Genomic DNA, 12,390 nt, shown 5'->3' with positions numbered 1-12,390 from the left:
GCGTGGTGTGGAGCCTAGACACCTCCACCACACCGGAGGTCTTCGCCATGATCAAGACCCGACACTGTTAACAACGCTCGTGATCAATACACCTAGGGCCCGGCCGGGCCGTGCGCTGCGGGCGCGCCACGCCGAGCGATCTTGGAGGATCGATTCGTCCCGTTCCGTCCTCCTAGGGTCGTGCCCGCACGCCCCAGCCCCTCGGAAGGAATTCCTCCCCATGAAGCTCCGCAACGCCGCGGCCGCCGCCCTGGCCGCGTTCGCCCTGGACGACGAGCTGCTGCCCGGCTACGGCCCGCACAACGGGACCGACACCCCGGTGACCGTCTACAGGGGGGCGAACTGCACGGGCTCCGAATACCGGCTGCGGGCGAACGGCAACCCGGCGCGCGACGACCTCGAAGTGCGCTCGGTCGCGGTCCATGCGAGATCCGTACGCGCTACCCCTCCAGGATCACCAGAGGGATCTGGCGCGGCCGGGCGGCCCACTGGTCGTCCTCGAACGGGGGCCAGAGGGCCGTCATCATGTCCCAGTACGTCTCCCGCTCCTCCGGCGTGGCCGTGCGCGCCGTCGCCTTCACGGTGGCGGCCCCGACCTGCAGGCGGACCTCCGGGTGGGCCGTGAGGTTCCGGTACCAGTGCGGGTGGTCCGCGGACCCGTGGCCCGCGGCCAGGACGATGAAACGGCCGGCGTCCTCGCCGTAGATCAGCGGGGTGCGGACGGTGCGGCCGGTGGCGCGGTCCACCGTGGTGAGCAGCAGGGTGGGAACGCCGTGCCACAGGTGCCCGTCGGCGCCCGCGGTGGTCACGTAGGCGCGGACGTGGTCGAGCCGTGGTCCGGGTCGCGGGTCCGTGGGGTGGTCCCAGTCGACATCGAGTGCGTGCATTTACCTGTCCTTAGGGTTGTGGCCCCCTGGCGGCTAACGAGCATTAACGATTCTGGATGCGCACGACCCGTAGCGCACGCCTTCAGGTCTGGACCAAGCTCGTGGCATGGATCTGGAGCTGAGGCACCTCAAGATCGTCAGGGCCGTCGCCGACGCCGGGAGTCTGACCCGGGCCGCCACCGTCCTCGGCCTCGCGCAGCCCGCGCTCAGCACGCAGCTGAAGCGGATCGAGCGGGCGCTGGGCGGGACGCTGTTCGTGCGCGGGCGGGAGGGCGTACGGGCCACCGCGCTCGGGGAGCTCGTGCTGGAGCGGGCGCGGGTGCTGCTGCCCGCGGTGTGCGAGCTGCAGGAGGAAGCCCAGCGGTTCGCCCGGCAGGGGGCGGGGCAGGGCCACCGGCTCGGCGGGACGCACGGGCCGTTGCTCGGCGGGCTCGTGGACCGGCTCGCCCGCGAGGCACCTGGGGTGCCGGTGACCACGTACACCTCCTGGTCCGAGCGGGAGGTCGCCGGGAGCGTCGCCGACGGGCGCCTGGACTTCGCGCTGGTGGGGGTCTGCGGGGAGAGCGCGCCGCCCGAGCCAGGGCGCCTCGCATGGATGGAGGTGGCGCGGGACCCGGTGCACGTGATGCTGGCCGAGGACCATCCGCTGGCCCTCGCCCCGCGCGGAGAGGTCGAGCTGGCCGAGCTGGCCGCCGAGGCGTGGGCGGACGTACCGGGCGACGGGTGCTTCGGGGACTGCTTCGCCGCGGCCTGCGTACGGGCCGGCTTCACGCCCGCCTGCGTCTATGAGACCGACACCGCGTCGTGCGTGCACCTGGTGCAGGTCGGGCGGGCGGTGGGGCTGTGCCGGGCGACCTTCCCGGCGACCCCCGGGGTGGTCACGCGGCCGCTGGCCGGGACTCCGCTGGTGTGGCGCCACCTGCTGGGCTGGCACCCCGCGGCGGGGGCTGCCGCCGGCGCTGCGGGGGTGCTGGCGCACGCGAGGGCCGCGCACGCGGAGGCCTTGGCCAGGGTGGGCGGCGCGGGGTTGCGGCAGGCGGCGCCGCGGTCTGCGGCGTAGCTCGCGCGGCTGCCGATCCGGCTCCCGGGGCTCCGCTCCGGCTCCCGGGGCTCCGCTCCGGGCCCCCGCCTCGCACGCCGGCGGGGCCGGATCGCGGGACGCCCCCGGCGGGGCCGGGGGCGGTGGGCAGCCTTGGTGCGGCCTGCCTACGGCAGGTACCGCTCGATGACCTGCGGGCCCTCCTTCTCGATCAGCTCGCGTGCCTTCGCGACCCGCTCCGGAGTCGGGTCGTGGCCGGTCACCATCACGAGGTCCTCGGGGTCGTACGGCCGTTCCCCGCCCGTGAAGAGCCGGTCCGACCGTGTGGGCTGCTCGTCGGGTTCACTGACCATCGCGTACCTCCTACGGTTTCCCCTTCCCCTGGCCCCATGGTCCGGCCACCGGCCCATGAACGCACGTCGGCCGCCGCGACGCCCCGGGCATAACACCGGGGGAGGGGCCAACCGGCAGCTCCCGCAGGCCGGTTCGGATTTCTACGGTTTCCGCAGACCCCACCGGAAACCGAGGAGATCCCCCATGCTCAAGCGACACGCCCGCGCGGCGTGTACCGCCCTGGCCGCCGCCGGGCTGCTGCTGGCCGGGACGAGTGGCGCCACCGCCGACTCCGCCCCCGCCGCCCCCTCGGCGGCGACCACCCTGCGCACCGCCGACGCCCCGCCCGAGCTGCTCGCCGCCATGCAGCGCGACCTCGGCCTGACCCCCGCGCAGGCCAGGGCCCGGCTCGCGCACGAGGCCGAGGCGGGGGCCACCGCCGCCCGGCTGCGGATGCGGCTCGGCGCCGCCTTCGCCGGTGCCTGGGTGGACGGCGCCGACGCCGCCACCCTCACCGTCGCCACCACCCGCGCCGTCGACACCGCCGCCATACGGGCCACCGGGGCCACGGTCAGGCTCGTCACCCGCACCCTCGCCGACCTGGACTCCGCCAGGGCCGCCCTGGACGGGGCGGCCACCGCCGGGACCCCCGTGCGGTACGTCGACCCGCGCTCCAACACGCTCGTCGTCGAAGAGGCCGAGCCGGGAGCGGCCGCGCGCCTGCTGGCCGCCACCGGGACCGACCCGGCCCTGGTCACGGTGGTCCGTACGGCCGGGTCCCCGCGTCCCCTCTACGACCTGCGCGGCGGGGACGCCTACTACATGAACGGCAGCGGCCGCTGCTCCGTGGGCTTCCCGGTCACCAAGGGGACCACCGACGGCTTCGCCACCGCCGGGCACTGCGGGCGCGCCGGCACCACCACCAGCGGCTTCAACCAGGTCGCGCAGGGTTCCTTCCAGGCCTCGGTCTTCCCCGGCAACGACATGGCCTGGGTGGCCGCCAACGCCCAGTGGGCCTCGACCCCGTACGTGAAGGGCAGCGGGGGAGCGAACGTGCAGGTCACGGGGTCGGTGCTGCAGCCGGTCGGGGCTTCGGTGTGCCGTTCCGGCTCGACGACCGGCTGGCACTGCGGCACGATCCAGCAGCACAACACCAGCGTCACCTACCCCGAGGGCACCATCTCCGGCGTGACCCGTACGACGGTCTGCGCCGAGCCGGGCGACTCCGGCGGCTCCTACATCTCGGGGAGCCAGGCCCAGGGGGTGACCTCGGGCGGTTCCGGCAACTGCTCCAGCGGCGGGACCACCTTCTTCCAGCCGCTGAACCCGATCCTGTCGGCGTACGGACTGACCCTCAAGGTCACCGGCGGCGACCCGGGCCCCGGCCCCGGTGAGCCGGAGCCGGGCGGCACCTGGAAGGCGGGCACCGTCTACGCGGCCGGCGCCACCGTCACCCACGGCGGCGCGAGCTACCGCTGCATCCAGGGGCACCAGGCGCAGACGGGCTGGGAGCCGCCGAACGTCCCGGCGCTCTGGCAGCGCCTGTAGCGAACGGGAGGGTGCCGGTGCCGTGGCTGCCAAGGGGGGAGTCACGGCACCTCCGTCCTCGAGCGCGTCCTCGGCCGAGTGGACGGGGTCAGACGAGGACGGCGGCCAGCGTGCCGAGTGCGCCGAGAACGGCCAGCAGGCCGCAGATAGCGAGGTTCACCGTCCGGTGCTCCCAGAAGACCGCGACGAACTCCCGGATGGTGGCGCTCGGCCAGTAGTACTTCGCGGTGGGGGAGCCCACCACCTGCCCGTTGACGCCGGTCTTGCGTGCCAGCATCGCGGCCCGGAAGGCGTGGAAGTTGTTGGTGACCACCACGCACCGGTAGGCCGGATCGTGCGCCTCCATGAGCTCCCGGCTGAAGCGCATGTTCTCCTCGGTCGTGGTGGACCGGTCCTCCAGCACGATGTGCTCCGCCGGCACGCCCTCCGCGATCAGCCAGTCCGCCATCGCCCGGGCCTCCGGTACCTTCTCGTCCGAGCCCTTGCCGCCCGAGACGAGCAGCACCGGCGGCCGGCCGGCCCGGGCCAGCTGGCCCTCGTAGATCTGCTGTCCCTTGCGCAGGCGCGAGGCCAGCAGCGGCGGCACGCGGTCCCCGCCGATCAGGCCCGAGCCCAGCATGACCACGTGGTCGACGTCGCCGCGCACCTTGATCCGCCCGTAGAGGAAGGCGTAGCCGAGGAAGCAGAAGAAGACGAAGGAGACGTAGCCGGCCACCACGGTGAGCGTTCCGGCGATGCCGCCCAGTACGGGGGAGCCGACCACGCCGACGAGGACCAGCAAGGCGATCAGCGCGAAGATCGCGAGGCCCGCGAGCATGGACAGCAGGTTGGCCGGCCGCAGGCCCTCCTTGCGGACCATGGTCACCCCGTTGCGGACGAGGAAGACGCCCAGCGCCAGGGTGCCGAACGCGGGTGAGGCGAAGGCGAGCACGACGACCGTGACGGCCGCCCAGGTGGGCAGCTTGCCCACCTGGAGGAACAGGGCGGAGCAGGCGCTGAGGAAGGTCAGCCCCAGGAGCACGGCGTTGCTGAAGCGGCGCCGGTCCTGCCGGACGCTTATGCAGAATGCGAGGAAAAGCAGGGCGGCGAGGGCGAAGGCGACCATGCCGCCCATCGTAGGTGTCTGATTTACCGAAGATCGCGTGCGGTGCGGCGCACGGAACGCCCGGCCAGCACGTCCGTCCGGCGCCCGTCGCGCATCACGAACCGCCCGTCGATCAGGACGTGCGGGATTCCGGTCGGCAGCACCCGCGGCTGCTCGTACGTGGACCCGGCCGCGACGGTGCCGGGGTCGAAGAGGACGAGGTCGGCGCGGTGGCCCACGCGGACCAGGCCCCGGTCGGGCAGGCGCAGGCGCGCCGCGGGGCGGCCGGCCAGGTGCGCCACGCACTCCTCCAGGGAGAGCAGGCCGAGTTCGCGGACGTAGTGGCCGAGGTAGTGCGGGAAGGTGCCGTAGGCGCGCGGGTGAGGTTTCGCGCCCTGGAGGATGCCGTCGGAGCCGCCGGTGTGGACGCGGTGGCGCATGATCGCCCGCACGTTCTCCTCATGGCCCACGTGCTGGAGGACGGTCGGCGCGAGGCGGTCGTCCAGCAGCAGCCGGCGGGCGGTCTCCCAGCCGTCCAGGCGCGTGCCGACGTACGCGCCGAGGGCGGGATCGGCGACGCCCGAGATCTCGACCGTGGACCAGTCGACGGGCACCCCGTGGCAGCCGTCCGCGCCCTCCACCTCCAGCGCGTGGCGGATCCGCCCGGCCTGGGCGTCGTCGCGCAGGCGGGCCAGGACCGTCTCCGGGCCGCCCTCGTTCGCCCAACTGGGCAGGAGGGCGACGAGGGTGGTGCAGCCGGGGGTGTACGGGTAGCTGTCGAGGGTGATGTCGGCGCCCTCGGCCAGGGCCGCGTCGAGCAGGGCGAGCAGCTCGGGGGCGCGGCCCTCGTTCTCGCCGAAGTTCATGGTGGCGTGGGCCAGGTGCAGGGCGCAGCCGGCCTCCCGGGCCAGAGCGACCATCTCGGCGTAGGCGGCCAGCGCGCCGTGGCCGTAGGAGCGGTGGTGCGGGCAGTAGTAGCCGCCGTACTCCGCCACCACCCGGCACAGCTCGGTCAGTTCGGCACCGGAGGCGTACATGCCGGGCGTGTAGGTGAGGCCGGAGGACATGCCGACGGCGCCCTGTGCCAGGCCGTCGGCGACCAGCGAGCGCATCCGGTCCAGCTCGGCCCCGGTCGCGGGGCGGTCGTCCCAGCCGAGGGCGTACGCACGGACGGTGCCCTGCGGGACCAGGTAGGCGGCGTTGACGGCGATGCCGCGACCACCGTGGGCCCGGTCCAGACGCTCGAGGTAGCCGCCGACCGTGCGCCAGTCGAAGTCCACGTCGTCGCCCGGCCCGTTCCAGCCGGCGACGGCGGCCCGTACCCCGGCGAGCGTCCGGTCGTCGACGGGCGCGTACGACAGGCCGTCCTGGCCGAGGACTTCGAGGGTGACGCCCTGGGCGGCCTTCGCGCTGTGGTCCGGATCGCGGAGCAGGGCGAGGTCGCTGTGGGCGTGCATGTCGACGAAGCCGGGCGCGAGGGCGAGGCCGTGCGCGTCGAGGGTCCTGCGGCCCCCGGGGAGCGAGCCGATCTCGGCGATCCGGCCCTCGTGGACGCCGACGTCCGCGGTGTACGAGGGCCCGCCCGTGCCGTCGACGACGCGGGCCCCCCGTATGACCAGGTCCACCGGTCCGTTCCTAGAAGAAGGTGCGGACGTAGTCGGTGACGGTGCCGTCGGCCTCCACGACCGGGATCAGCGGCCACTTCTCGAAGATCGTGCAGGGGTGCGACATGCCGAGTGCCACCAGGTCGCCGACCTGGATGTCGTCGGCCGAGTCGGTCTCCAGCCAGGCGTGCTGGTCGGACAGCTTCACCACGCGGACGCCGGTGGCCGGGCGTTCGACGCCGGTGAGCGCGTCGCGCACCAGCTCGGCCTCGGGCAGCCCCAGGTCGTAGGCGATGTCGCGCTTGCCCGCGTTGACGAAGGCCTGGGTGGGGGAGGGGCGGGAGACCACCTGGGTCCACAGCCGGAACGCCGGGCGCAGGCCGCCCTCTTCGGGATGGCGGTTGAAGGGGGTGAGACGGGTGTACCAGCCGTGGTCGTGCGAGACGTACGCACCCGAACGGAGCAGCTTGAGCGTGGGGCGGGACAGCTCCGGCAGCTCGGCGAAGACGTCCGCGACGGCGTCGAACCAGGCCGAGCCGCCGGCGCTGACGACGATCTCCTCCAGGTCGGGGGCGAACCGGCCCGCCTTGTCGAACTCGACGGCCAGGGCGGTGAGCCGGCGCAGGTACGCGTGGACGTTCGCCGGGTCGGCGTCGGGCACCTCGGCCTCGTAGCCGCCCATGCCGACCAGGCGCAGGGTGGCGGTGGCGGCGACCGCGTCGGCGACGGCGCGGCAGTCCTGCTCGGTACGGGCCCCGGTGCGGGCGCCCTCGCCGGCGCCGAGCTCGACGACCACGTCGACGACGGCGGGCGCGTCGCGCAGGGCGCGGTCCATGAGGTGGACCCCGCGCACGGAGTCGACGTAGCAGACGAAGCGGAAGTCGGGGTCGGCGGCGAGCTCGCCGGCGACCCAGCGCAGGGCGGCGGGATCGACGAGCTCGTTGGCGAGGAAGATCCGCTGGATGCCGAAGGCGCGGTAGACGCGGGCCTGGTGGGGGACGGCGGCGGTGATGCCCCACGCGCCGTGGTCCAGCTGGCGGCGGAACAGCTGCGGCGACATGCAGGTCTTGCCGTGCGGGGCGAAGGCGAGGTCGTGGCGGGCGGCGTAGGCGCCGAGGACGGAGAGGTTGTGCTCCAGCGCGTCGGCGTCGAGCGTCAGGACGGGCGTGGTGAAGCCGCCCGTGTGGAGGTCCCGGCGCTGGGCGGCGAGCTGCCCGACGGTGAGGCCCTGCGTCTGGGCATCCGGCGGGAGCCCCTTGAACCGGTGGTCGACCGGCTCGTCGGCGAGGTCCTTGACGGGGTCGCTGTCGCTGGCCATGCGGGTGCCTCCCGGGGATTGCGCGGTATGCAACGGTCGTTGCGTATGTCGCTGCATGCTGTCTAACATCCCGGGTGACGGTGGGTCAACGCGCGGCGCCGTTGCCGGGGCGGAGCCCGGGGCCCTGCGGAGCCGGGTTGATCTGGACGGGTGCGGAAGGGGACGAGCGATGAGCCAGTCGGTGGAGCGGGCGCTCCGGATCCTGCCGCTGCTCGCGAACGGCCCGGCCTCCCTCGGCGCGGTCGCCGACGAGCTCGGCGTGCACAAGAGCACCGCCCTCCGCCTCCTGCGCACGCTGGACGAGCACGGGCTCGTCTACCGCCAGGCCGACGGCCGCTACCGACTGGGGTCGAAGCTCTTCGCGCTCGCCGCCGAGGCCATGGAGAACCTCGACGTCCGGGAGATCGCGCACCCCCACCTCGTGGAGCTCAACCGGGCCACCGGCCACACCGTTCACCTCGCCCTCCACCAGGACGACGAGGTCGTGTACGTCGACAAGGTCGACAGCCGCAACCCCGTCCGCATGTACTCCCGCATCGGCAGGCCCGTGCCCCTCACGGTCGCCGCCGTCGCCAAGCTGCTCCTCGCCGACCTTCCCGAGGCCGAGCGCCGGGCCCTCGCCGAGCGGATCGAGTACCCCCGCTACACCCCCCGCTCCACGCCGGACGCGGCCGCCTTCCTCCGCGAGCTGGACCTCGTGCGCGAGCAGGGCTGGGCCACCGACCTCGGCGGGCACGAGGAGTCCGTCAACTGCCTCGGCGCGCCCGTGCGCGGGCCGGACGGGCGGGTCGTCGCCGCGCTGTCCGTCTCCGCGCCCGGCGTGGTCGTCTCCGCCGAGGGGCTCCTCGAACTGCTGCCGCAGGTACTCGGTACCGCCGATGCCATCAGCCAGGACTATTCAGGAGCACAGGAGAGACCGTGACCGCGAGCACCGCAGGAACCGCGAAGACCGCCATCACCCCCGCCACCCACACCGTCCCGCCCGCGAGGTTCTCGCACGGCGTGCGCAAGGGGAACATCCTCCAGGTGGCCGGCCAGGTCGGCTTCCTCCCGCACGTCGACGGGCAGCCGCCCACCCCCGCCGGACCGACGCTGCGCGAGCAGACCCTGCAGACGCTGGAGAACGTCCGCTCCGTGCTGGAGGCGGGCGGCGCGAGCTGGGACGACGTGATGATGATCCGCGTCTACCTCACGGACACCGCGCACTTCGCCGACATGAACGACATCTACAACGCGTACTTCGAGGAGCAGGGCCTGAAGGAGGCCCCCGCCGCCCGCACCACCGTGTACGTGGGCCTGCCGGCCGGGCTGCTCGTCGAGATCGACGCCCTCGCCGTCCTCGGCTGAGCCGCGGCCGGGCGGGACGTGCGGGTGGGGCGCCCCCCTGGCGGCGGGGCGCCCCGTTCACGCGTGCGCTACGAGCAGTACTGGGCTTCCTTGCCGATCGAGCGGTACATGCAGTCCGCGTTCTCCAGCAGCTGGAGCACGGCGTCCTTGTTCCGCGCGGTCTCGCGGTCGATCACCTCGTCCGGCGGGTAGAAGCCGCCCCCGCCGCTCTCCGGGTACATCTCGAAGGTGTAGGAGAAGATCTTCTGGTTGCCCCACAGCCAGTCGTCGATGGTGCCGTCCGTGATGTACAGGTCGCTCGACTGCTCCGGCGTGTAGCCGTTGCTCGCCGCCATGCTCGTGCCGATCTTCTTGTAGACGGCGAGGTCGTCGGCGGTCAGGCCCGGGGCGGTGTCGTTGTAGGTGTAGCCGAAGGGCCACAGGACGAGCTCGCTGTACGTGTGGAAGTCGATGGCGGCCTTGATCTGCTGCTTGCCGCCGATCACCCGGCTGCGGACGAAGTCCGAGACGGCCTTCACCTCGGGCGCCGACTCGGCGGCCGCGCCCCGGTAGGTCTCGGAGCTCTTGCTGCTGCTGGAGCCGCCGCAGCAGCCCCACTTGTAGTTCCAGTTCCGGTTCTCGTCCGTGCCGATGTACGAGGATCCGCTGTTGGGCTGGCGGTTCTTGCGCCAGGAGCGGTAGGAGCCGGTGGCGATGTCGTACTCGCCGCCGTCCGGGTTGAGGTCCGGGACGATCCAGATCTCGCGGCCGTTGACGGCGTTGGTGACCCGGGAGTCGGTGCCGTACTTGGAGCCGAACTCCTTGAGCAGGTAGAGAGCCATCTCGACGGTCAGGTGCTCGCGGGCGTGCTGGTGGTGGGTGAAGAGCACCTCGGGCTCGGCCTCGTCGGTGGCCACGTTGTCGCTGATCTTGATGGCGATGAGGTCGCGGCCCTGGTACGACTTCCCGATCACTCGCTTGCTCATGATGGCGGGGTACTGGGCGATGCGCTGGTCGATCTCCGCGTTCATCTCGGCGTAGTTGTGGTACTTCGAGTCCGCCGAGGGGAAGTCCATCGGGCTGGCCGCGATGCCGGGCACGGAGCGGTCCGGGGGGCCGGGCAGCGCGGTCAGTTTGTAGCCGAGTGCCTTCAGCTTCCCGGCCTGCATCGTGTCCGCGCTGACCACGACCGTGTGGTCGTCCACCTCGTCGATCGAGACGCCCGTACGGAGCAGGGCGGTGCGGTCGGCAGCGGTGGAGGGGCCGTGGATCCGGTACTGGACGATCGCCTCGTCCTGGGTGGCGGTGGACGGGGTGGGCGGTGGTGATGCCGTTGCGCTCATGCCGTAGGCGGGTGCGCCCAGCGCGAGCGCCAGCAGGGCCGCCGTGACGGCGGTCCTCCGACGGGTATGGAGCCGCATGCGTTCTCCTGGGTGGGAGTGTGGGGGTAGCCGTGCGGACGCGCACAGCGTGCTCTCATGGCATGTTCCGGTCAAGGACCCGCCGTGCGGGCCGAACCGATCCGGCCACCCCCACAGGTACCGCCTACGGGAGCCCGTGGACCTTCGGACCCACCGAGTTCGACCAAGCACTACCCGCCTTGGCGTCCCAGTTGGTCGACCAGGTCATCGCACCCCGCAGCCCCGGGTAGGTCTTCGACGGCTTGAAGGATCCGCAGCTCGTGCCCCTGGTCAGGCAGTCCAGGGCGTTGTTGACGACGGTCGGGGAGACGTAGCCGCTGCCCGCGCCGCTCGGTGAGGCCGGGACACCGATGCCCACCTGGGAGGGGTCGAGGCCGCCCTCCAGCTGGATGCAGGCGAGGGCGGTGAGGAAGTCCACCGAGCCCTGGGAGTAGACCTTGCCGTCGCAGCCGTTCATCGAGCCGCTGTTGTAGTACTGCATGTTGACGACGGTGAGGATGTCCTTGATGTTGAGCGCCGTCTTGAAGTAGCCGCCCTGCGTGGACTGCATGTCGATCGTCTGCGGGGCCATGGTGATGACCAGCGACGGGCCGGCCTTCGCGGACAGGGAGCGCAGCGCCTGCGTCATGTAGGTGGGGTTGAGGCCGTTCTCCAGGTCGATGTCGATGCCGGTGAAGCCGTACTCCTGCATCAGGGCGTACGCGGAGTTCGCGAGGTTGTTCGCTGAGGCCGAGTCGTTGACCGAGATGGTCCCCTTCTCGCCGCCGATGGAGAGGATGACCGATTTGCCGGCCGCCTTCTTCGCGGCGATGTCGGCCTTGAACTGGGCGACCGTGTAGCCGCCGAGACCGGCCGAGTCGAGGTTGAAGGCGATGGCGCCGGGCGTGGTGGTGGCGTCGGCGAAGGAGACGGCGATGATGTCGTACTGCGCCGAGACGTCGGAGATCTTCTGGACGGTCGCGCCGTTGTCGAAGTTCTGCCAGTAGCCGGTCAGGGCGTGCTTGGGGACGGCCGGGCCGGGGCCCGGGCCGGGGCCGGTGCCGGTCGTGGTGCCGGTGACCGGAGCCGACCTGGCGCCCTCGCCCGCGGCGTTGTACGCGCTCACCTGGAAGGAGTACGAGGTGGAGGCGGCGAGCCCGGTGATCTGGGTGGAGGCGCCCGAGGTGACGGTCCGGACGCGGACGCCGTCTTGATACACGTAATAGCCGGCCGCCCCGCCGACCGCGTTCCACGAAAGGGTGAGAGCGCTCGCGCTCTGTCCGGAAACGGCGGTCCCGGCGGGAGCCCCGGGGATGCTCGGGCCGGGGTCCGTGCCGCCGCCGTCCGGTCCGAAGACGCTGAACTCGTCGACGACGTAGGCCGGCTGGCCGTACCAGCCGTGCGTGTAGACCGTGACCTGGGTGGTGCTCGGGCCGGTGGTGAAGGTGGTGGACAGCTTCTGCCAGCCGGCGCCCGAGCCGGGGGTCCAGGTGGACACGTCCTGGGTGCCGGTGCCGGTCGCGCCGAGGTAGACGTAGCTGCCCTGGACCTGCGTGCTGAGCGTGTAGGCCGAGTTCGGCTTGACCGTGACGGTCTGACTGCAGCGGGCGTTGTCCTGCCCGGCCGGGGTGGCTTTGAGGGCGCCGGCTCCGGCGTAGACGGGCGAGGAGACGGAGGCCCCGGTTCCGCCGGTGCAGGACCAGTTGGCGAGCCCCGACTCGAAGCCGCCGTTGCGGGCGACGTTGACGTCCGCGGCCTGTGCGGTACCGGCGGCGAGGGCGGTCAGGGCGCCTGCGGTGAGGGTGGCGGCGAGGGGGAGGGCGAGGGAGCGTATGCGGTTCACGTGGGCTC

The 12,390-nt window shown here is 72.6% G+C and carries 11 protein-coding genes; 4 read left to right on the top strand and 7 right to left on the bottom strand.

Annotation, left to right across the window (positions count from 1 at the left end; translation table 11 throughout):
* Window positions 1-440: 440 nt before the first annotated feature.
* Window positions 441-887 (bottom strand): nitroreductase/quinone reductase family protein, encoded by a 447-nt coding sequence (locus PV721_RS34460; RefSeq protein ID WP_319731349.1) that lies wholly within the window; start codon window positions 885-887, stop codon window positions 441-443.
* Window positions 888-993: 106 nt separating this feature from the next.
* Between PV721_RS34460 and PV721_RS34455 the strand changes: the two genes are divergently transcribed.
* Window positions 994-1,947 (top strand): LysR family transcriptional regulator, encoded by a 954-nt coding sequence (locus PV721_RS34455; RefSeq protein WP_319731348.1) that lies wholly within the window; start codon window positions 994-996, stop codon window positions 1,945-1,947.
* 146 nt (window positions 1,948-2,093) lie between these two features.
* Here PV721_RS34455 and PV721_RS34450 read toward each other — a convergent pair whose 3' ends face one another.
* Window positions 2,094-2,279 carry a hypothetical protein gene (locus tag PV721_RS34450; RefSeq protein WP_319731346.1) on the bottom strand — a complete coding sequence of 62 codons (186 nt, stop codon included), beginning with the start codon at window positions 2,277-2,279 and terminating at the stop codon, window positions 2,094-2,096.
* 184 nt (window positions 2,280-2,463) lie between these two features.
* Here PV721_RS34450 and PV721_RS34445 point away from each other — a divergent pair, with 184 nt between their 5' ends.
* Window positions 2,464-3,807 carry a carbohydrate-binding protein gene (locus tag PV721_RS34445; protein WP_319731344.1) on the top strand — a complete coding sequence of 448 codons (1,344 nt, stop codon included), beginning with the start codon at window positions 2,464-2,466 and terminating at the stop codon, window positions 3,805-3,807.
* Window positions 3,808-3,895: 88 nt separating this feature from the next.
* Here the strand turns inward: PV721_RS34445 and PV721_RS34440 are convergent, their stop codons facing one another.
* Genes PV721_RS34440 through PV721_RS34430 form a run of 3 tightly spaced genes read right to left on the bottom strand, consistent with a single transcriptional unit; the run spans window position 3,896 to window position 7,813 of the window.
* Window positions 3,896-4,912, bottom strand: a complete 1,017-nt coding sequence (locus PV721_RS34440; protein ID WP_319731342.1) for a YdcF family protein — start codon at window positions 4,910-4,912, stop codon at window positions 3,896-3,898.
* Between the two features lie 23 nt (window positions 4,913-4,935).
* On the bottom strand, window positions 4,936-6,516 hold the full coding sequence (locus PV721_RS34435; RefSeq protein WP_319731341.1) for a D-aminoacylase: 1,581 nt from the start codon (window positions 6,514-6,516) through the stop codon (window positions 4,936-4,938).
* A 10-nt stretch (window positions 6,517-6,526) separates the two neighbouring features.
* The gene (locus PV721_RS34430; protein WP_319731339.1) at window positions 6,527-7,813 is read right to left on the bottom strand and encodes an alanine racemase; all 1,287 of its coding nucleotides are present in this window, start codon (window positions 7,811-7,813) and stop codon (window positions 6,527-6,529) included.
* Between the two features lie 169 nt (window positions 7,814-7,982).
* Here PV721_RS34430 and PV721_RS34425 point away from each other — a divergent pair, with 169 nt between their 5' ends.
* On the top strand, window positions 7,983-8,735 hold the full coding sequence (locus tag PV721_RS34425) for an IclR family transcriptional regulator (protein WP_319731337.1): 753 nt from the start codon (window positions 7,983-7,985) through the stop codon (window positions 8,733-8,735).
* Window positions 8,732-9,160: a RidA family protein gene (locus PV721_RS34420; RefSeq protein ID WP_319731335.1), complete on the top strand. Its 429-nt coding sequence runs from the start codon at window positions 8,732-8,734 to the stop codon at window positions 9,158-9,160. The genes PV721_RS34425 and PV721_RS34420 overlap by 4 nt, the downstream gene beginning before the upstream one ends.
* Window positions 9,161-9,228: 68 nt before the next feature.
* On the opposite strand, the gene PV721_RS34415 is transcribed toward PV721_RS34420, so the two are convergent.
* Together PV721_RS34415 and PV721_RS34410 are read right to left on the bottom strand one after the other, a co-directional pair.
* Window positions 9,229-10,560: a M14 family metallopeptidase gene (locus PV721_RS34415; protein ID WP_319731334.1), complete on the bottom strand. Its 1,332-nt coding sequence runs from the start codon at window positions 10,558-10,560 to the stop codon at window positions 9,229-9,231.
* A gap of 124 nt (window positions 10,561-10,684) precedes the next feature.
* Entirely contained in the window at window positions 10,685-12,382 is a 1,698-nt protein-coding gene (locus PV721_RS34410) for a chitinase (RefSeq protein WP_416371246.1), read from the bottom strand.
* Between the last annotated feature and the right edge of the window lie 8 nt (window positions 12,383-12,390).

This window comes from Streptomyces sp. MB09-01 (assembly GCF_033794505.1).
In the GTDB taxonomy this organism is placed as follows: Bacteria; Actinomycetota; Actinomycetes; order Streptomycetales; family Streptomycetaceae; genus Streptomyces.
The sequence above is the reverse complement of the archived record's forward strand: the minus strand, read 5'-3'. Positions and strand labels throughout refer to the sequence as shown.

Excerpts from the sequence above, each read along its gene's own strand:
- PV721_RS34460 (WP_319731349.1), bottom strand. The coding sequence starts at position 887 with ATGCACGCACTCGATGTCGACTGGGACCACCCCACGGACCCGCGACCC.
- PV721_RS34430 (WP_319731339.1), bottom strand. The coding sequence starts at position 7,813 with ATGGCCAGCGACAGCGACCCCGTCAAGGACCTCGCCGACGAGCCGGTC.
- PV721_RS34445 (WP_319731344.1), top strand. The coding sequence starts at position 2,464 with ATGCTCAAGCGACACGCCCGCGCGGCGTGTACCGCCCTGGCCGCCGCC.
- PV721_RS34455 (WP_319731348.1), top strand. The coding sequence starts at position 994 with ATGGATCTGGAGCTGAGGCACCTCAAGATCGTCAGGGCCGTCGCCGAC.
- PV721_RS34440 (WP_319731342.1), bottom strand. The coding sequence starts at position 4,912 with ATGGTCGCCTTCGCCCTCGCCGCCCTGCTTTTCCTCGCATTCTGCATA.
- PV721_RS34450 (WP_319731346.1), bottom strand. The coding sequence starts at position 2,279 with ATGGTCAGTGAACCCGACGAGCAGCCCACACGGTCGGACCGGCTCTTC.
- PV721_RS34425 (WP_319731337.1), top strand. The coding sequence starts at position 7,983 with ATGAGCCAGTCGGTGGAGCGGGCGCTCCGGATCCTGCCGCTGCTCGCG.
- PV721_RS34415 (WP_319731334.1), bottom strand. The coding sequence starts at position 10,560 with ATGCGGCTCCATACCCGTCGGAGGACCGCCGTCACGGCGGCCCTGCTG.